Annotated in this window: 18 protein-coding genes; 7 read left to right on the forward strand and 11 right to left on the reverse strand. The window is 62.8% G+C overall.

The genetic code is table 11. The features are described 5' to 3' along the window. The first annotated feature begins 68 nt into the window (after positions 1 to 68). The gene (locus AC22G6_RS17430) at positions 69 to 1,019 is read left to right on the forward strand and encodes an alpha/beta hydrolase (RefSeq protein WP_487367820.1); all 951 of its coding nucleotides are present in this window, start codon (positions 69 to 71) and stop codon (positions 1,017 to 1,019) included. On the opposite strand, the gene AC22G6_RS17435 is transcribed toward AC22G6_RS17430, so the two are convergent. Beyond that, the gene (locus tag AC22G6_RS17435) at positions 1,020 to 1,880 is read right to left on the reverse strand and encodes an HDOD domain-containing protein (RefSeq protein WP_487367821.1); all 861 of its coding nucleotides are present in this window, start codon (positions 1,878 to 1,880) and stop codon (positions 1,020 to 1,022) included. 120 nt (positions 1,881 to 2,000) lie between these two features. Then, complete coding sequence (gene xpt / locus AC22G6_RS17440; RefSeq protein WP_487367822.1) at positions 2,001 to 2,609, reverse strand: xanthine phosphoribosyltransferase; 609 nt, start codon at positions 2,607 to 2,609, stop codon at positions 2,001 to 2,003. Positions 2,610 to 2,840: 231 nt separating this feature from the next. Here xpt and AC22G6_RS17445 point away from each other — a divergent pair, with 231 nt between their 5' ends. The 5 genes from AC22G6_RS17445 (at position 2,841) to AC22G6_RS17465 (ending at position 10,567) form a co-directional block, all read left to right on the forward strand. After that, positions 2,841 to 3,827: an HlyD family secretion protein gene (locus AC22G6_RS17445; protein WP_487367823.1), complete on the forward strand. Its 987-nt coding sequence runs from the start codon at positions 2,841 to 2,843 to the stop codon at positions 3,825 to 3,827. 4 nt (positions 3,828 to 3,831) lie between these two features. Beyond that, the gene (gene rbbA / locus AC22G6_RS17450; RefSeq protein ID WP_487367824.1) at positions 3,832 to 6,603 is read left to right on the forward strand and encodes a ribosome-associated ATPase/putative transporter RbbA; all 2,772 of its coding nucleotides are present in this window, start codon (positions 3,832 to 3,834) and stop codon (positions 6,601 to 6,603) included. Between the two features lie 3 nt (positions 6,604 to 6,606). Beyond that, positions 6,607 to 7,746, forward strand: coding sequence for an ABC transporter permease (locus tag AC22G6_RS17455; RefSeq protein WP_487367825.1), 1,140 nt, complete (start codon positions 6,607 to 6,609; stop codon positions 7,744 to 7,746). A 16-nt stretch (positions 7,747 to 7,762) separates the two neighbouring features. Further along, a complete protein-coding gene (locus tag AC22G6_RS17460; protein WP_487367826.1) occupies positions 7,763 to 8,416 on the forward strand; it encodes a CerR family C-terminal domain-containing protein in 654 nt (217 codons plus the stop codon). A 126-nt stretch (positions 8,417 to 8,542) separates the two neighbouring features. Then, complete coding sequence (locus tag AC22G6_RS17465; RefSeq protein WP_487367827.1) at positions 8,543 to 10,567, forward strand: methyl-accepting chemotaxis protein; 2,025 nt, start codon at positions 8,543 to 8,545, stop codon at positions 10,565 to 10,567. Positions 10,568 to 10,648: 81 nt separating this feature from the next. On the opposite strand, the gene AC22G6_RS17470 is transcribed toward AC22G6_RS17465, so the two are convergent. From AC22G6_RS17470 to AC22G6_RS17505, 8 genes are all read right to left on the reverse strand, one after another. After that, complete coding sequence (locus tag AC22G6_RS17470; protein WP_487367828.1) at positions 10,649 to 11,116, reverse strand: tellurite resistance TerB family protein; 468 nt, start codon at positions 11,114 to 11,116, stop codon at positions 10,649 to 10,651. Between the two features lie 113 nt (positions 11,117 to 11,229). Continuing rightward, positions 11,230 to 12,093, reverse strand: coding sequence for an SPFH domain-containing protein (locus AC22G6_RS17475; RefSeq protein ID WP_108947544.1), 864 nt, complete (start codon positions 12,091 to 12,093; stop codon positions 11,230 to 11,232). Positions 12,094 to 12,174: 81 nt separating this feature from the next. Further along, the gene (locus AC22G6_RS17480; protein WP_487367829.1) at positions 12,175 to 12,618 is read right to left on the reverse strand and encodes an NfeD family protein; all 444 of its coding nucleotides are present in this window, start codon (positions 12,616 to 12,618) and stop codon (positions 12,175 to 12,177) included. A gap of 131 nt (positions 12,619 to 12,749) precedes the next feature. Further along, positions 12,750 to 13,484, reverse strand: a complete 735-nt coding sequence (locus AC22G6_RS17485; RefSeq protein ID WP_108947545.1) for an amino acid ABC transporter ATP-binding protein — start codon at positions 13,482 to 13,484, stop codon at positions 12,750 to 12,752. Further along, positions 13,471 to 14,124, reverse strand: coding sequence for an amino acid ABC transporter permease (locus AC22G6_RS17490; protein ID WP_487367830.1), 654 nt, complete (start codon positions 14,122 to 14,124; stop codon positions 13,471 to 13,473). The genes AC22G6_RS17485 and AC22G6_RS17490 overlap by 14 nt, the downstream gene beginning before the upstream one ends. After that, positions 14,124 to 14,792: an amino acid ABC transporter permease gene (locus AC22G6_RS17495; protein ID WP_487367831.1), complete on the reverse strand. Its 669-nt coding sequence runs from the start codon at positions 14,790 to 14,792 to the stop codon at positions 14,124 to 14,126. Before AC22G6_RS17495 ends, AC22G6_RS17490 begins: the two co-directional genes overlap by 1 nt. A 75-nt stretch (positions 14,793 to 14,867) precedes the next feature. Further along, a complete protein-coding gene (locus tag AC22G6_RS17500) occupies positions 14,868 to 15,674 on the reverse strand; it encodes a transporter substrate-binding domain-containing protein (RefSeq protein ID WP_487367832.1) in 807 nt (268 codons plus the stop codon). Positions 15,675 to 15,708: 34 nt separating this feature from the next. Next, a complete protein-coding gene (locus AC22G6_RS17505) occupies positions 15,709 to 16,386 on the reverse strand; it encodes a FadR/GntR family transcriptional regulator (RefSeq protein ID WP_487367833.1) in 678 nt (225 codons plus the stop codon). Between the two features lie 332 nt (positions 16,387 to 16,718). Between AC22G6_RS17505 and AC22G6_RS17510 the strand changes: the two genes are divergently transcribed. Then, a complete protein-coding gene (locus tag AC22G6_RS17510; RefSeq protein ID WP_487367834.1) occupies positions 16,719 to 17,555 on the forward strand; it encodes an EAL domain-containing protein in 837 nt (278 codons plus the stop codon). Between the two features lie 156 nt (positions 17,556 to 17,711). On the opposite strand, the gene AC22G6_RS17515 is transcribed toward AC22G6_RS17510, so the two are convergent. Next, positions 17,712 to 18,737, reverse strand: coding sequence for a helix-turn-helix domain-containing protein (locus AC22G6_RS17515; protein WP_487367835.1), 1,026 nt, complete (start codon positions 18,735 to 18,737; stop codon positions 17,712 to 17,714). Positions 18,738 to 19,289 lie beyond the last annotated feature (552 nt).

Below are 19,289 nucleotides of genomic sequence, written 5' to 3' on the forward strand. Positions count from 1 at the left end.
GGTTACAATCCGGTCATCATCAACCACTTTCAGGATGCCCGGCTGATGACGCCGGGCATGTGTTCGCCATGCCTCTCTCGCCTCAGGCTCAGTCTCTTCTCGACATGGTGTATCGCGTCGGTGCACCGCGGTTTCATGAGCTAACACACCTTCAGGCGCGGCATTCCTTCCAGAAGCTGCAGTTTGCTTTTCGGCCGGACGCACCTGCCGTCGCCTCGGTCACCGAAGTGCCCATTGGGCGGCCCGATGGCAGCGTGCTGCTCGCGCGTTACTACCGCCCTTTGCAGGCGAACCCGGCAACGGCATTGCCCATGCTGATCTATTTCCACGGCGGTGGCTGGTGTGTCGGCGACGTCGAGAGCTATGACGTACTGTGTCGAGAGCTCGCCAACGGCAGCGGTTGTGCCGTGATGTCGGTTGACTATCGCCTGGCACCGGAGCACCCCTTTCCGGCAGCGGTGAATGACGCACGCCTCGCATTCGACTGGTCGGTCGATCAGGCTGAACTGCTCGCCGTCGACCCTTCGAGAATTGCGCTCTGCGGCGACAGCGCGGGCGGGAATCTTTCGGTGGTCACGGCGCTTGCCCTGCGCGATGCGGGTGGGGTGACGCCGGCTTACATGCTGCTGATCTACCCGAGCACCGAGATCCTGAGCGAGCGTCCTTCGCGAGCGCGCTACAGTGACGGGTTCTTTCTGGACAAGGAAAGCCTGGAGTGGTTTTTCACACGCTACCTGCCCGAGGGAAACACTGAAGACTGGCGCGCCTCGCCGATGCGTGCAAGGTCGCTGGCGGGCCTGCCGCCCATGCTCCTGATCACGGCAGAATGCGACCCGCTGGTCGACGACTGTGCCGCCTTTGCGGCGAGAGTGTCAGACGAAGGCGGGGTGATCGAGCAATTTCAGGCTGAAGGCATGGTTCATGGCTTCATCACCCTGGGCAAGTTCTTCCCCGAGGCAAATCTTGCCGTCGCCCATGCCGCAGCAAGTTTGCGCAGCCGGATGTACGGGCCGGCCTGATCAGCCGCAAACCGCAGCAAGCATTTCCATTTTTCCCGCGCGAGCGGCGTCGAGGAGCGCATCAAGCTTGTCCTTCTCGATGCCGGCGATGCACGAGTCGAACAGTTCGGGGCGACGCTGAATGCCAAGTGCCGAGTCGAAAGGGTTCGGGGTCTCGGCTGCGAGCGAAGCCACGAAAATCAGATCGGCGAGGTTTTCCGGAGGCCATGAGCCGCCGTAGGGATTTTCATATTCGAACGCGTCGAGCACGTCTTCCGGCAGTTCGAACACTTCGAGAATCGCACGACCAACCGGTTCGTTCCAGACCGAAACGAATTCTGCGAAGCGTTCGAGGTTTTCTTCCAGGGCAGGATAGGCCGATGCGCGGGCCAGGAGGAAGAACTGTCCGATATCGACCATCATGCCGGCGAGCATGGCAGTGTCCGGATTAACGGTGCGCAGGTGACGTGCGAGGGCATAGGACCACGACGCCACATCCACCGAGTGCATCCACAACCCGGTCGCGATCAGGCGCATGTGTTTGGAGCGATGATCCTGCGAAAGCTGCTCTGCTGCGACGGCGAAAGCGAGGCAGCGCAGGGAGGCCAGCCCGATGCGCTTGACGGCGGTATTCACGTCGGCGATGCGCGAGCCGTAGGGGTTGAGGAGGACGGCATTTGCCATGCGAACAGCCTTGGCACTGAGGACTGGCTCGGCTTTCACCACCGAGGCAATGGAGTCGAGCGAGGAGTCCGGATCGTCGGCCAGACGCTTGACTCTCAATGACACGTCGAGGGAGGTCGGAAAGTTCAGTCGTCCGTCTTCGAGCTCGGCTTCGATCTGCTCCGAGAAGGCCTGTGCCTGCGCGTCAAAGTCTTGCATCTTGCTTTCCATCCTGCATGAGATTGCTGCAGTTTAGCGCGGGTGGCAGGAACGGGGGGAGTATCGAGGCGAAATTCCCCCTGCCTTGGCTGCTGATTGAGCAGCCAGCATCTTCGGGGTTCAGGGCGCCGGCTGATGCAGGATGGCCTTGCCATTCTCCAGACGTTCGACCTGGGCGAGGGTGGCAACGGGTACGTTCAACGCGGCGATGGACTCATGCCCATGCTTGAAACGCTTTTCGACCACAAAGCCTGCGCCGAGCACCACCGCTCCTGCCTCGCGGGCCATCTCGACCAGCGCAACTGCCGTACGGCCATTGGAGAGGAAGTCGTCAACGATTACAACACGCGCGCCGGCCTGGATGTAGCGCTGGGACAGCACGAGCTTGGTTTCGCCGCCCTTGGTCGGCGACGGGATGACACGGGAGATGAAAGGCGATTCGACCTGCGGTGCGTATTTTTTTGCATACACGAGGGGGACGTTCAGCGCCTGTGCCACGACCAGTCCCGGGGCGATGCCGCTGGCTTCTGCGGTCAGGATCACCGAGGGCTGGTAGGCGGAGAGACGGCGGGCAAGTTCGCGGCCCAGCTCCATGATGAATGCGGGCTCGATACGGTGATTCAGAAAATGGTCGATCTTCAGGATCTGGTCACCAATGATCGTTGCTTCGCTCTCGATCCGGGATACCAGCGGGCCATACGGGGCGTTGAGTTCGGTGTAATTGGTCATGTAGCAGGCTCGTGAACGGACGTGCCCCGAGATTGGGGGGCTGGACGGCGCATTCTAGCGCACGCGGCTTTACCTGCCGACCTGCATCGGAAAAACGACTTTCTGATAGATGTTTGATGACCATCAATGCAGTAATTTGAATAATTCATTCAAATGAATGGCAACAGATCCCGATTGGAACACCAAGCTTGCCGACCGGGACCGCGTGCCACCCATTCAAGGGGATGCATCATGGTTTCCCGTTCTTCTTCCCACAAGTCAGCCTGGCTGGTGCTCGTTCTTGTCCTCGCGCTCACAGGTGCAGTCGCCGTCTGGCAGGGCATGGCGGCGTCCGAGTCGCAGCCCAATCTCGTGTCTGGCAACGGTCGTCTTGAGTCGACCTCCTACGACGTCGCAACCCGATTGTCGGGGCGTCTGATGGCGCTCGGCCCAAAGGAGGGCGATATTGTTGAGCAGGGTGATGAGCTTGGCCTGATCGACGCCCGCGATTTGCAGGCGCAGTTGCTGCAGTCTGAGGCGCTGGTTCAGCAGGCCCGTCAGACCGCTGCGGAGGCGCGTGCAACCGTACTCCGCTACCAGAGCGAACGTGCCCTCGCGGCGACCACACTGAAGCGCACTCAGGAACTGGTGGCACGCAAGTTCCTGTCACCGCAGCGGCTTGACCAGGATCGCAACGCGGTGCAACAGGCCGATGCTGCGCTGGCTGCGAGCCGCCTGCGGGTGGAGGCTGCAGATGCTGCTGTGCTTGCCGCCGAGGCCAATGTGACCCGCATCCGCAGCAACCTGGATGACGCCCGGCTCCTTGCGCCGGTAAGCGGCCGGGTGCTGTACCGGCTTGCCGAACCCGGCGAAGTGCTGGCGTCCGGTGCGCGGGTGCTGACGGTGCTCGATCCGTCTGATGTTTTCATGACCGTATTCGTGCCTTCTGAGACGGCGGGTCAGGTGCAGCTGGGTGCCGAGGCGCGCCTGCAGGTCGATGCGCTTGGAGCGGAAGCGGTGCCTGCTCGCGTCAGCTTCGTTGCCGAGCGTGCGCAATTCACGCCGCGCGAGGTCGAAACCCGCAACGAGCGCGAGAAGCTCATGTTCAGGGTCAAGCTCCAGCTTGATGCCGACTGGCTTGCCGCCCATCCGGACGTGATCAAGCCGGGGATGCCGGCAGTGGGCTGGCTGCGCCTCGATGCCACGCAGCCGTGGCCAGACAGCCTGCCCGCGAGGTAATGCCATGTCTGCCGCACTCGACCAACCCGTTGCCCGCCTGAGCGGCGTCTCGCTGCGTTATCGTGCGCTGGCCGCGATCGAGGACATCGATCTCGAGGTTCCGGGAGGGTGCATGGCCGGCTTCATCGGGCCGGATGGCGTTGGCAAGTCATCGCTGCTGGCCTTGCTGGCCGGGGCGCGGAAGATCCAGACGGGTGCGGTGGAGGTGCTCGGTGGCGACATGGGCGATCGTCATTTTCGCAGCCAGGTGCAGCCACGCATTGCCTACATGCCGCAAGGTCTGGGGCGCAATCTGTACCCGACGCTATCGGTATTCGAGAACGTCGATTTCTTTGGCCGCCTGTTCGGCCAGGCTGCACAGGAGCGCGAGCGTCGCATCACCGAACTGCTCGCGGCGACCGGCCTCTCGGCGTTCCGCGAGCGTCCCGCTGCGAAGCTGTCGGGCGGCATGAAGCAGAAGCTCGGATTGTGCTGCGCGCTGATCCACGATCCCGACCTGTTGATCCTCGACGAGCCCACCACGGGTGTCGATCCCTTGTCACGACGTCAGTTCTGGGAACTGATCGACCGTATCCGCAGTGGCCGTCCGGGCATGAGTGTGCTGGTGGCGACGGCCTACATGGAAGAGGCCGTGCGCTTCGACTGGCTGGCAGCGATGGATGACGGCAAAGTGCTGGGCTGCGGCAGCCCTGACGCACTGCGCTCCCGGACCGGCAAGGACACGCTGGAAGAGGTGTTCATCGCCTTGCTGCCCGAAGCCCGGCGCGGCACGCACCATGCGCTGACGATTCCGCCACGACCGGAGAACGACGATAACTGGGTGATCGAGGCCGAAGGCCTGACCCAGCGCTTTGGCGACTTCACTGCCGTCGATCACGTGAGCTTTCGCATCGGCGAGGGCGAGATCTTCGGCTTTCTCGGCTCCAACGGTTGTGGCAAGACCACGACGATGAAGATGCTCACCGGCCTGCTGCCGCCGAGCGAGGGCAGCGCCCTGCTGTTCGGCAAGGTCATCGATGCGCGTTCGCTCGAAACCCGTCGCCAGGTCGGCTACATGTCGCAGGCATTCTCGCTGTACGGCGAACTGACGGTACGCCAGAACCTCGATCTGCATGCGCATCTCTTTCATCTGCCACCCGAGCGGATTGCGTCGCGGGTCGAAGGGCTGTTGCAGCGTTTCGGGCTGGAAGAGCAGGCCGACACGGTTTCCGAGAACCTTCCGCTGGGCATACGTCAGCGCCTGTCGCTCGCCGTCGCAGTGGTGCACGAGCCGCGCCTGCTGATTCTGGACGAGCCCACCTCCGGGGTTGATCCGGTGGCGCGCGATGCGTTCTGGGCCTTGCTGATCGAACTCTCGCGCGAGCAGCGCGTGACCATCTTCATCTCCACCCACTTCATGAACGAGGCCGAGCGCTGCGACCGCATCAGCCTGATGCATGCCGGCCGTGTGCTGGCCAGTGATACGCCGGCAGCACTGAAGGCCGCACATGCGACGGATACGCTTGAGACCGCCTTCATCGAGGTGCTGGAGAAGGCGATCGGGCCTGATACGAACGCCGGCGACGACGCGCCGGCCGCTGCGGAAGCGGGGGCTGCCGTGGTGGCTCAACCTGCCGCAGCGGCTTCCGCGGGGAATCACCGGCATGCCGCGTTCAGTCTGAGACGGCTGCTCGGCTATGCCTACCGCGAGATGCTGGAGTTGCGTCGCGATCCGATCCGTCTCACCTTTGCGTTGCTGGGCTCGGTGCTGCTGATGCTGATCCTCGGTTTCGGCATTACGCTCGATGTCGAAAACCTGCGCTTTGCGGTGCTCGATCGGGACGACACGCCGGAGAGCCGCATGGTGATCGAGAACATTGGCGGCAGTCGCTACTTCGTCGAGCAGGCGCCGATCCGCGACTCGGACGAACTCGACCGTCGCATGCAGAGCGGCGAACTCGCACTCGCACTCGAGATCCCCGCCGGCTTCGGTCGCGACCTTCGCCGTGGCGACGTTCCCAGCCTCGCGGCGTGGATCGACGGTGCCATGCCGTTCCGTGGCGAGACCTTGCGCGGCTATGTGATCGGCCTGCACGCGCAGACCATGACCGAGCTGGTTGCCAGCCGCACCGGCCGCGTTCCGGTGTCCTTGCCGGTGAGCATCGAAACCCGCTACCGCTACAACCAGGACTTCAAGAGTCTGAATGCGATGGTGCCGGCCGTGATTCCGCTGCTGCTGGTGTTCATTCCGGCCATCCTGACCGCATTGTCGGTGGTGCGCGAGAAGGAACTGGGCTCCATCACCAATCTCTATGTCACCCCGGTGACCCGCCTCGAGTTTCTGCTCGGCAAGCAGCTGCCCTATATCGGACTGTCGATGGTCAGCTTTGTCGGCCTGGTGCTGCTGGCAGTGCTGGTGTTTCAGGTGCCGGTCAAGGGCAGCGTACTGCTGCTGTCCGCTGCGGCGCTGATCTACGTCACCGCGACCACCGGGATCGGCTTGCTGGTATCGAGCTTCACCCGCACCCAGATTGCCGCGCTTGCGGCCACGGCGATCCTGACCATGCTGCCGACCATCCAGTTTGCCGGCCTTACCGATCCGGTAACTTCGCTCGACGGCTTCGGCCGGGTGGTGGGTGAGTTGTGGCCGGCGACCTATTTTCTGCTGATCAGCCGCGGCATCTTCACCAAGGATCTGGGGCTCGCCAACCTGCAGGCGCCGATCGGCATGCTGATGCTGTTCGTGCCGGTCCTGATCGGGCTGTGCGTGCTCTTGCTCCGCAAGCAGGAGGATTGAGTCATGGCTGAAATCCGTCGTGGCCGGCTGGCAAACATCGGTCGCCTGGGCGTGAAGGAGCTGCGCAGCCTCGCGGCCGACCGCATCCTGCTCATCGTCATCGTATGGGCTTTCACCGTCGGTCTGTACGTTGCGGCGACCGGCATGTCGCGCGAACTTCACAATGCGCCGGTTGCGGTCGTCGATGAGGATGGTTCGCAGCTGTCGGCACAGATTGTCGACGCACTCTATCCACCGTACTTCCGGGTGCCGCAGCTGATCGACTCGAGCAGGATGGACGAGGGGCTCGACCGTGGCGAGTATTCGTTTGCGATCGTGATTCCTGCACACTTTCAGCGCGATCTGGTGGCTGGCCGGCAGCCGGTGATACAGCTCAACATCGACGCCACCATCATGTCGCAGTCCTTCATCGGCTCGGGCTACATCCAGAGCATCATTTCTGCCGAGGTGCTCAATTTCGTCGGTCATGGCGCGGATGTGAGTGCGGCATCGCCGGTCGAGCTGCTGCCGCGGGTACGCTTCAATCCCAACCTGAACGGCATGTGGTTTGGCGGCATGATGGAGGTGATCAACAACATCACCATGCTGTCCATCATTCTGGTGGGCGCCGCCTTCATCCGCGAGCGCGAGCACGGCACGCTGGAGCACCTGCTGGTGATGCCGCTGAGTGCGTTCGAGATCATGGTGGCCAAGGTCTGGGCCAACGGGCTGGTAGTGCTGCTGGCCGCCAGTGTCGGGCTGCTCGTGGTGGTGCATCGCCTGCTCGAGGTGCCGATTGCGGGCTCGGTTCCCCTGTTCCTGCTGGCTGCGGCGCTCTATCTCTTTTCAACCGCGTCGATCGGCATCTTTCTCGGCACGCTTGCACGCTCAATGCCGCAGTTCGGTTTGCTGATCATCCTGGTGATCATCCCCCTGCAACTGCTGTCGGGCGGGGTGACACCGCAGGAGAGCATGCCCGAGTTGGTGCAGCAGGTGATGACGGTCGCACCGACGCCGCATTTCATCAAGCTCGCGCAAGGGGTGCTTTACCGCGGAGCAGGCTTTGAGGCGGTGTGGCCGCAGTTTCTGGCGATCGGCGTGATTGGCGCCGTGTTCTTTGCGGCCGCCCAGCATCGCTTCCGCAAGTCGGTGACACAGGGCTGAATGGGGAGGACGGATCATGAGCGCGAATGACAGGGCCCTGCCGGAGGTTCCCGGCGAAGCGACCCGCGCGCGGCTGGTTGCGGCCGGGCTCGAGCTCTTTGGCGGCGTTGGCTACGAGGCCGTCACCACGCGTTTGCTGGCAGCGCGTGCCGGGGTGAATCAGGCTGCGATTCCGTATCACTTCGGTGGCAAGCAGGGCGTCTATCTGGCGGTTGCCCAGCATCTGTGCGACACCAATGGCGACAGGATCAGGCAGGCGATCGCGACTGCACGCGCGGGGCTTGATGCGCCTGACGCGGATGTCGGGGCCTTGCTCGCCGATTTCATCGTCGCCTGTGTCGATATCGTTGCCGGCAGCGAGCAAGGGCTGCTGCATTATGCGTTCTTCGTGCGCGAGCAGCTGGCGCCTTCGGCCGCCTTCGACATGATATTCGACCAGATGCTGCTTCCGGTCCATCAGCTGGTCTGCGATTGTGTTGCCCGACTCAAGGGGCTGCCGCCGGATGCAGAGGCGACCATGTTGCTCGCACATGCCTTCCTCGCCCAGGTGTCTGGCTTCGTGACCGGGCGGCGCCTGCTCCAGCGCCGTCTGCAGGTGGAAGCGCTTGATCTCACAGCGGTTCTTGACACGGTTCGCTACTTTTCAATTGCTGCAGCGCGTGGCCTCTAAGTCAGGAAAACGGCCAGACTTACCCTTCAGATCCGCAGATGACGCCCCATTCCGGGCTGCTATTCTGAGCACACTGCCGCCATGCGCATATTGCGACATGGTGCGCCGACTGCAGGAGAGCACGCCGTGGATATACTGTTTCGTCCCGTGATGGGGCTGCTTGATCGATTTCGCTATCCCTGGAAGTTCGCGATCATCGCCTTCGTCTGTGCGCTGGGGACAGCGGTACTGCTGTCGCAGGTGTACGTTGGCCTGCGTCAGAACATCTCCTTTACCGAGCGTGAAGTCTCCGGTCTCGGTGTGCTCGACAAAGCCTATTCGGTACTCGTGCTGAGTCAGCAGCACCGCGGCCTGTCGGCCGGCGTGCTCGGCGGGAGCGAAGCGCTGAGACCGCAACTGGAGGAGAAGGCCCTTGGCGTGCAGGACGCGATGGCCGCGGTCGATGCGGAGCTCGGGCGCATGCCCGAATGGGATGTCCTGCAGGCGCGGTGGCGAGCAATTCGCAAGGACCTGCAGGCACTGCTCGCGGACGGCCTGCAGTTGCCGGCCTCCGACAACTTTCGCGCCCATTCGCAGGCCATCGAGGGCATGCTCGGCTGGATCGGTGACATCGGCGATGCGTCCAATCTGTCCCTCGACCCGGAAGGCGCCACCTACAACCTGATCGATCCGATGCTGCACTCGGTACCCGATCTCACCGAACGCCTTGGACGCCTGCGCGGACGGGCGACCGGGATCATTGCCCGTGGCGTGCTGATGCCGGGTGACGAACGTCATGTTGTGGCGCAACTGGCCGAACTTGCGATGACCGAGGCTCAGTTGCGCGACCGCCTCGGCCGTGCGATACGCGACAACACCTCGCTGAAGGGATCGCTTGGCGCTGCGCTCGAACAGGTCGAGACCGGTGTCGGACGTTTCCGCGATGCCGCGCAGGCCGAGGTGCTGGAGCAGGGCTTCGGGGTGGCACCGGCAGAATTCTTCAACATCGGAACCGGCGCGATCGATGTCGTGCTCAAGCACTACCGGGAGTCCCTGCGCCCTGAGGCCGAGCGCCTGCTGCTCGAGCGCCTCGACCGGCTGTGGAACAAGCTCTATTTCGAGGCTGCGATCGCAGCGGTTGCGCTGCTCCTTGCCGGTTACCTCCTTTTCGGGATCTATTTTTCGATTCTGCGCTCGGTGCGCGAGCTCAGTCTGGGCGCGAAGCAGCTTTCAGGTGGTGATTACCGCACGCGCGTGTCCTTCAGTGCCCGGGACGAACTGCTTGAGGTGGCCGACGCATTCAATGCGATTGCAAAGGATGTCGGGAGCCTGATCGGCGAGATTCAGCGTGGCGGGGAGCGGCTCGTGCGTGCATCCTCCGAGATGTCGGATGCGGCCAGGAATGTGGCGGCCGGCTCTTCGTCGCAGAGCGAGGCGGCCACCGGCATGGCGGCGGCAATCGAGGAGATGACCGTCGGGATCGACGAGATCTCGCGCCACGCGGCGACTGCGCAAGGCCTTGCGGAGAGCTCCGATCAGCTCTCCACCGAGGGCGGCGAGGTCATGCGGCAGACCGTGAGCGAGATGGAGCGGATTGCCGAGGCCGTGCATTCATCGGCCGCGGTCATCGGCGAGCTGGGTGAGAAAGCACGGCAGATCGGTTCCATGGTCGTCGTCATCAAGCAGATCGCGGATCAGACCAACCTGCTTGCGCTCAACGCCGCAATCGAGGCGGCGCGCGCGGGCGAGAGCGGGCGCGGCTTTGCGGTGGTTGCAGACGAAGTGCGCAAGCTGGCCGAGCGCACCGCGGCGGCGACCGAAGAGATTACCGAGATGGCTTCGTCGATCGGTCAGGGCACGGAAAACGCGGTCGATTCGATGCAGGCCGGCGTGGCCCGCGTGCGTGACGGGGCTGAACTGACGACCCGCGCGGGTCAGTCGATGGCTCAGATCAACGATGGGGCGCGTGAGGTCCTGCGCGCAGTGAGCGACATCTCGTTTGCGCTGCGCGAACAAAGCAGTGCGAGTGCCGAAATTGCCCGCAATGTGGAGCGCATCGCCCAGCGGGCCGAGGAAAACAGTGCCGCAGTGAGCGATACGGCAAACACTGCGGCGTCACTGCGCACGCTGGCGACCGAACTCGAACAGAAGGTGGTGCGCTTCAAGGTCTGAACGGGCTTGCGTTGGGTGTCTTGCGTCAGGTGCCTTGCGTCAGAGACCCTGGGTCAGAGGTCGTGGGGCAGAGGCCGTGGGTCAGGAGGCGCGTGTGGTCTCGCGCGCACGTTGCTTGCCGCTGATGTAGTCGGCATGCGAAACGTGCAGCAGATCGGCGATCTTGCGCATCAGGTGGTTCTCGTGATTGCTGAGATGGCCGTCGGCGTAGGCGATCTCCCACATCAGTTCGATCACGCGGGCCTTTTCCCCGGCGTCGAAGCCGTTGTTGATGCGTGAGGTGAAGCGGTGAAAATCCACCGCCTCGCTCGACGCGGTTTCGGCGAGTTCGAGCAGGCGTGCGCGCTCGTCGCCGCCCAGCCCGAAGCGCTTGCCGAGTGCGGAAAGAATTGCGGCGCGTTCAGTTTCATCCACCTCGGCATCGCTGCGCATGACTTCCACCAGCAGCACGGCGGTGGCCAGTTGCAGCGTATGTTCGTCGTGACCGCCGACCGCGCCCTCGCTGGCCGGTGCGAAGCTGTTGAAGAGGTCTTTCAGCGTGCGAAGCATTGTCATGTCCGTTTTGAATACAGGAAGGCAGAGCGCATTGTGCCCGCAGAGGTTCCTGTGGCCGGCGTTCTTTCCCGCTGGAAATTGACGCCAGCCACGGTGCGGGCCTGAAATCAGCTGCGCATGCCAACCTTGCCGACGAGTCCGCGCAGGGTTTCCTGCAGGTCCGCCGGGAGTACGACGACCTTCGCATTACTCGATTCGCTGAGGCTTTCCATGGCCGCAATGTACTTCTCGCCAAGCAGGTACAGCATTGGCGTGGTCTGGTCGCCGATCGAGTTGCTTACGCGACGGATCGACTCGGCTGACGCTTCGGCCAGCATCACCTGGGCGCTGGCATCGCGCTTCGCGGCTTCAAGACGGGCTTCAGCCTCGAGAATCGCCGCTTGCTTGGCGCCCTCGGCCTTCGTCACCGCAGCCTTTCGTTCGCGTTCTGCCGCAGCCTGCATTTCCATGGCGCGCTGCATCGAATCGGACGGGTTGATGTCCTGGATCTCGACCGACTTCACCGTCAGGCCCCAGTCGACCGCTTCGTCGGCGATGCTTTCGCGCAGGCGGGTCTTGATCTTGTCGCGCGAGGACAGCGCCTCGTCGAGTTCCATCTCGCCGACAATCGAGCGCAGCGTGGTCATGATCAGGTTGCGGATGGCCTCGGAGAAATCCGTGACGCCATACACCGCCTTCACCGGGTCGGTGATCTTCACGAAGGCGATGGCGTTCGTACGGATCACCGCGTTGTCGCGGGTGATGACCTCCTGCTCCTGAACGTCGAGGATGAGATCCTTGGTAATCAGCTTGTAGGCGACGTTGTCGAGGTAGGGAATGAGGATGTTGAGGCCGGGGCGCAGGGTGCCGTAGTACTTGCCCAGACGCTCGACGACCCATTCTTCGCCCTGCGGCACGAGACGGACGCCCTTGGCGATGGTGATGACGACAAAAACCAGTAGTGCCAGCGCAATTGCCAGACCCGATGTCATGAATGCTTTCTCCGTGTGTTGTATGTCCGGGTGCGGGCGCGTCGGGGGTGTCGCGGGTGCGACGCACGCGTCCGCCGGTGATCAGGCCTTCGCCACCTTGACGAAGCTGCCCTCGACGCTGACGATCCTGACGCGCTCGCCCGCAGCAATATCGCTTTCTGCCGTGCACGCCCATTCCTCGGCGCCGAGTATCGGCCGCTGGAAGCGCACCTTGCCGCGCTGGTAGGGGGCGACGGCATTGACGAGCAGGCCGGCCTCGCCGATCACGTCGCCGTCTGCGGTGCCAACCAGCGTCTTGTGTGCGTTGCGTTTGAATACCCTGAACCACAGGATCATCATCGCAATGGACGCCGCCAGCCACAGCAGGATCTGGGCCGTCATCGGCATGGAGGGCGCGACGAGCATGAGCAGGCTCAGCAGCAGCGCGCCGAAGCCGAACCAGATCACAAAGAAGGCCGGGATGGCCAGTTCGAGCAGGACGAGGGCAATGCCGCCTACCGTCCAGTGCCACCATTCAATAGTCATGAAGTTCTCCATGCGCGCATTGTAACGCGAGCTCATGACGGTCAGCCGTGCGGAATGTCGCCGCGCGGCCGTGCTGCGGCGGCGCCCCGCGTGCAGGGATCAGACCCGTGCCGGGGCGCAGCACGTGCGGGTCAGACGGTCAGCACCGATCCCACGAAGTTTGCCAGTTCGGGTGTCTGCGGCGCGGCGAAGATGGCCTTCGGGTCGCCGCTTTCGTGGATGCGGCCGTGGTGCATGAAGATCAGCTTGTTGCCGACATCGCGGGCAAAGCGCATCTCGTGGGTGACCATGATCAGTGTCATGCCTTCGGTGGCGAGCTGGCGCACCACAGCGAGCACTTCGCTGACCAGTTCCGGGTCGAGTGCCGAGGTGATCTCGTCGCACAGCAGCACCTTGGGCTGCATCGCCAGCGCGCGGGCAATCGCCACGCGCTGCTGCTGACCACCCGAGAGCTGATCCGGGAAACTGTCGAACTTGTCCGAGAGCCCGACCTTGAGCATCATTTCCCGCGCGATGTCCTCCACTTCCTTCTTTGCCATGCCCTTGACTACGGTGGGTGCAAGCATGACGTTCTGACCGGCGGTCAGATGCGGGAAGAGGTTGAACTGCTGGAAGACCATGCCGACCTTCTGCCGCAGCGCGCGCAAGTCGCCCTTGCCGTCGTGGAGCGCGGTGCCGTCTACCATCAGCTCGCCCTTGTCGATGGTCTCCAGCCCGTTGATGGTGCGCAGCAGGGTGCTCTTGCCCGAGCCGCTGCGACCGATCAGGGCGATGACGTCACCCTGCGCGACTTCCAGGTCGATGCCCTTGAGGACATGGTTGCTGCCGAAGTGTTTGTGCAGGCCGGTGATCTTAACGAGCGACATGGAATTTCTTCTCCAGGCTTTTTGCGTACAGCGAGAGCGGATAACAGAGGATGAAGTAGCCCACCGCGACCAGACCGAACACGAGGAAGGGCTGGAAGGTGGCGTTGGCGAGCATCGAGCCGGTCTTGGTCAGCTCGGTGAAGCCGATGATGGAGGTGACTGCGGTTCCCTTCACGACCTGAACCGAGAAACCCACCGTCGGCGCGATGGCGATGCGCAGCGCCTGCGGCAGCACGATGTAGCGCATCTGCTGCGGGTAGGACAGGGCCAGGCTGGTCGAGGCCTCCCACTGCCCCTTGGGCACCGACTCCACGCAACCGCGCCAGATCTCCGCAAGGTAGGCGCTGGTAAACAGGGTGAGTCCGGCGGCTGCCGCAAACCAGGGCGACACATCGACCCCGGCGAGTGACAGGCCGAAGAACACGATGAAGAGCTGCATCAGCAGCGGCGTGCCCTGAAAGACTTCGATATACGCCTTGGCGATGGATTGCAGCAGGCGGTTGTGGGCGATGCGGGCAAACAGGACCACGAGGCCGACGCCACCGCCGAGGACGAAAGCGATCAGTGACAGGCCAAGGGTCCATTTCCCGCCTTCGAGCAGGTTGCGGACAATGTCCCAGGTGGAGAACTGTACGAACATCAGCGCGCCCTCCCGACGACGAAGCGCTGTCCGAGCTGTATCAGCAACTGACGGATCAGCAAGGCCATGACGAAGTAGATGGCCGTGGTCACGAAATAGGTTTCGAATGCGCGGAAGCTGCGCGACTGGATGAAGTTGGCAGCGAAGGTCAGCTCTTCGGTGGCGATCTGCGAACACACGGCCGAGCCGAGCATGACGATGATCACCTGGCTCGTCAGCGCCGGCCAGACCTTGGCCAGGGCCGGGCGCAACACCACATGCTTGAAGGTCTGGGTGCGCGTCATCGCCAGCGATTCTGCCGCTTCGATCTGGCCGCGGGGGGTGGCCTGGATGCCGGCACGGATGATCTCGGTGGAATAGGCGCCGAGGTTGATCACCATGGCGAGCACAGCGGCCTGCCACTCGGTCATCTTGATGCCGAGCGCTGGCAGGCCGAAGAAAATGAAGAACAGCTGGACCAGAAACGGCGTGTTGCGGATCACTTCGACGTAGAGGCCGAAGAGTCGGTCGAAGGGTGCGAGTTTCCAGGCACGACAGACTGCGCCAACAACGCCGAGACCAATGCCAAGAACGGCCCCGACAGCGGTCAGGGCGAGGGTAAAACCGGCGCCTGTTGCCAGCAGCCCGGCGTTTTCGAACACCGGAGTGAAATCGAATTGGTATGCCATCGCGAGTTCCCGAAGCAACGTATCAGAAGGACTTCCGGGGCGGGAATCACTCCGCCCCGGTGCACCGGAAGCTGCTTACAGATCCTTGGGCAGCGCAGCGTTGAGCCAGCGCTGGGAGATCTCGTTAAGTGCGCCATCCTGCTTGGCCTTGGCGATGATCGCGTTCACCTTGGCCGTCAGCGCGGTTTCACCCTTGGCAACGCCGACGTAGCACGGCGAGTTCTTGATCAGGAACTTGGCGCTGAGGCGGCGCAGCTTGGTCATGTCATTGACCGCTGCGGCCACCACGTTGCCGGTGGCGATGAACTGCACCTGGCCGGTGAGGTAGGCCGAGATGGTCGAGTTGTTATCCTCGAAGCGCTTGATCGTCAGCGAGGTCGGTGCAATCTTGGTCAGCTCGAGGTCTTCCACCGAGCCGCGGGTCACGCCGATCGTCTTGCCGGCCAGCTCTTCAGCCTTGGTCAGCTTGACGTCTTCCGGGCCGAACACGCCATTGAAGAAGGGGGCGTAGGCGTCGCTGAAGTCGATCACTTTCTCACGGTCGGGGTTCTTGCCCAGGCTGGAGATCACCAGATCGGCTTTGCCGGTGGTCAGATAGGGGATGCGGTTGGTGCTGGTGACCGGAATCAGCTCGACCTTGACGCCGAGTTCCTTGCCGATCAGCTTGGCCATGTCGATATCGTAGCCACGGGGCTGGAGGTCCGTACCCACGCTGCCGAAGGGCGGGAAATCCTGCGGTACGGCGACGCGCAGGGTGCCGGCTTGCTGAATGCCTGCGAGTACATCGGCCTGCGCATCAGTGGTGCCGATCACGCTGGCAACGGCAACACCGGCAACGAGGCCACACAGGCTGCGAAGGAAGGGGCGGCGGCTGGACTTCATGTGAAAACTCCTTGGGGTTGATGAGAGGAAAGGGTTAGAACTCGGGTGAATCGATGCCGACGCGACGTGCGGCGGCGTTAAGGTGTGCGCGCATTGCTGCCCCGGCCGCGGCTGTATCGCCCGCCGAGATTGCAGCGATGATGCGGCGGTGTTCGTCGGCCGGCTCCCAGACCCCGGCAGGATCGGAAAAGGGCAGGCGCAGCGAGTGGCCGATCTGTTCGCTGAACTGGTTCGCAATGCTCGCCAGGCCAGGGTTGCCGCACAGCTCGGCAAGCAGCAGGTGAAACTGCAGGTCCCAGTCGGCGGCCATTACCAGGTCGCAGGCTTTGAGTGCATGTTCCATGCCGGTTTGTATCGCCTCGAGCTGCGCCAGCCCTTCGGCGTCGATATGGCGTGCGGCGAGGCTGGCCCAGGCCGGTTCGAGCACGGCACGGAATTCGATCAGGGCCTGGGGCGTCATGTTTGCGATACCTCGCGGCGGGTGCGCAGGATCGGGGCGACTGCCGGCGGTGACGAACACGCCTTTTCCCGGTTGTGTGCGCACCAGCCCCAGCGCTTCGAGCGTGGAGATCGCTTCGCGCAGCGATGCACGGCTGATCGACAGCTGTTCGGCGAGCTCGCGCTGCGAGGGCAGGGCGCTGCCGTTGGGGAACTCCCGGTCGATGATGCGGCGCTGAAGCGCCTGGGCTGCGAGGTTGGCAATGCTTGGCATCGGGGTCTCTGAGGGTGATGGCCTGACTGGTCAGACCAGTTAGGCCAGTCTTAGCAGGAGCCGTGCCAGGTCCCGAACACCCCGTTTCTGCGCTGATTCATGCGGCTGAGACCGTTGCGAGGCGTTTTCTTGACGTGCTTGCGCCCCGACTTGGGGACTGTGTGACGATGGATGAACCACCATGGGGCGCAATCGGGAGCAGTGGCGACAGACCGGACGCAGAGGCGAGGTCGATCACGACGTCTGTGTTGCGGCTGGTTCAGGGACAACTACACAAGCGTCATCATCCGATCCTGCTATTCTTGACGCTGACAAACCTATGGATGACAAGCATGAACAGTGGCCCTGCTCCTGGGTGCAATCGCTGCCGTGATATCGCAGCGCTCGACTTCTCATTCTCGATGGCATTTCAGCCGATCTACGACTTTGCCGCCGCAGATGTCTGGGGCTGGGAAGCGCTTGTTCGAGGCGTCAATGGGGAGGGGGCATTTTCGGTTCTGTCCAAGGTGACCGACGAAAATCGCTACGCCTTCGATCAGCAGTGCCGCATCCGCGCAATCGAGCTTGCCCACAGCCTCGGCATGCCCGGGCGTCTGAGCATCAACTTTCTGCCCAATGCGGTGTATGAGCCGAAGGCCTGCATCCGCGCGACGGTCGAGGCCGCTGCGCGGGTCGGTTTTCCGCTCGAGCGTCTGCAGTTCGAGATTACCGAGGTCGAGGAGGTGCGTGCTGATGGCCATCTGCGGCGCATCGTCGACGAGTACCGCGCGATGGGCATGGGCACGGCAGTGGATGACTTCGGTGCCGGCTACGCGGGCCTCAACCTGCTTATCCGCCTGCAGCCCGATGTGCTCAAGCTCGACATGGACCTGATCCGCAATATCGACAAGGATCGCGTGCGCCGGATCATCGTTGCCCACATGGCGTCACTTGCGCGCGAGCTGCCATGTACCCTGATCGCCGAGGGCGTGGAAACGCTCGAAGAGGCGCGCTGCCTGCTTGATCTCGGTATCACGCTGCACCAGGGCTATCTGTACGCACGTCCGGCTTTCGAAGCGATTCCAAGGCCGGATCCGGCCGTGCTGGCTGAACTTCTCGGTGCCTTTCCGGACGTAATCGGACTGCGCGCGCTGACCTCCGCAGGTCTTGGGACGGATATCGGCAAGTGATTCGCCCCTGCCGATTGCCGATTTGGGCTACTCGCTGAAGGTCTGTGCGGGTTTCGTGTGGCGGCCATTGCCAAGCGGTGTCGGTCATGCACGCGGCTGGTGCTCATGCTGCGTTGCGCGAATCCGGATGGTGCATAAGCACCCGTGATTTTTGCGTCAGCCGAGCCGGAGCGTCGTGTTTCGCAGCGTTTCCGACGGTAGTTCGCCAAACATCGCCTTGTAGTCCGAGGCGAAGTGGGACAGGTGCCAGAATCCCCATTTTGCAGCCACGTCTGCGACCGAGGTCGACTCCGCAGTAGCCGCCTTGAGCGCTCTGCGCACGCCATTCAGACGCAGCGCCCGCAGGAAACTGACCGGGTTGAGGTTGAGCACGTCCTGAAAGCTGTATTGCAGGGTGCGCCGGGAAACCCGCAGTTCGGCACACAGGTCGGCGATGGTGAAGGGTTCCTCGATGTGCGCCTGCATGTACTCGCGGGTGCGCTCAACAACGAGTTGCCGGCCGCGACATGAAGGGGTGGAGCGATTCTCGAGCGCAGGTTTGATGGTGGATAGCAGGCTCCCGTAGACGGCCTGTTCGAGTGCTTTGCGCATTGCCGCATGCTTGAGCATCTCGGGTGTGGCACGCAGGCTCGAAATAACGGTTCCGAGGAAATCCCGCAGTGCAGCGGCCTGCTCCGGCGAAGTTGGCAAAACCCGCTTGCCGTCGAGTTCCGCTTCGAGGTCGCGATGCTCGACCTGCAGCGCGTAGTTGTTCAGCGCCTTGGCATCGGCCGTTACCCCGAGAATCTCCTGCAATTTTGGCGTACGGAAATCCATCTCTTCGCCGCCCTTGAGCGTCACGAACGAATTGATTTCGAGTATTTCGCCGCAATACCAGCCATTGCCGTCGATCTCCACCGGCACGCCGAAGGTGCGTGATCCCTCCCAGCTCTGACCAATTTCATGCACGGACTGATTGGTCCGCTCGCGGAAAATCTGCAGGCTCTCGAAACAGTACTCTTCGAAATGCCCTGAAAAAGCCCCTGCAGTGAGCTGGTCGTACTGCTGTGTCCAGTTCCTGAGGCAGGACGCGTGATCGTCGGCATCGTGCGTTGTGCGGCGCTGCGCACTGACGGCTTCTGCACCAGTGGAGGCGGGGGGCATCACGAGTTCGGTACTCCGCACGGGAGAAATGATTGACATTTAAAGCACCATTCGTGCCATGCCATTGACAAGGCGTCGGCCAACCGTCTGCAGTGCTGACGGTTAAGGCGAAGGCTGGATGGCGGCGTGCGGTGAGGGCCTTGCCGCAATGCGGTCAAGGTGGGCAGGGCCCTGTTGCAAGGGCGCCAGCCGGTGTGACGTGAGCTGCGGGGGGACGGCTCGCCCACGATGAGCTCGCCGTCTGTGCAGACGGCGAGTGCAGGATGCTCCATGGTCAGTCTCTCTTCCTTGTGAATCAGGAATATTTATCGTTATATAAAGCAATGTGTTTTAAGACTAAACCGAATTTTCGCGCTTGAAAACCACTTTCTGTTCCTAGCCGACGTTATCCCGGAATGCGCCATGATGGTGCGCTGCGGTATCACTTTGGAGGCGTCGCGCCCTCATCATCAGTCGAATCGGGCCTTGCCGATTTCGGTTACCGGCCTGTTCCTGTCTCGTCCCAGAATCCACTCATCCCGTCATCTTGATCTGGATCAAATTTGACGGTGATGAGAAGCGGGTCCGCCTGGTTGCAGAGACCGGTCGGGC

The sequence above is a fragment of the Parazoarcus sp. PS-13 R2A genome, assembly GCF_057621855.1.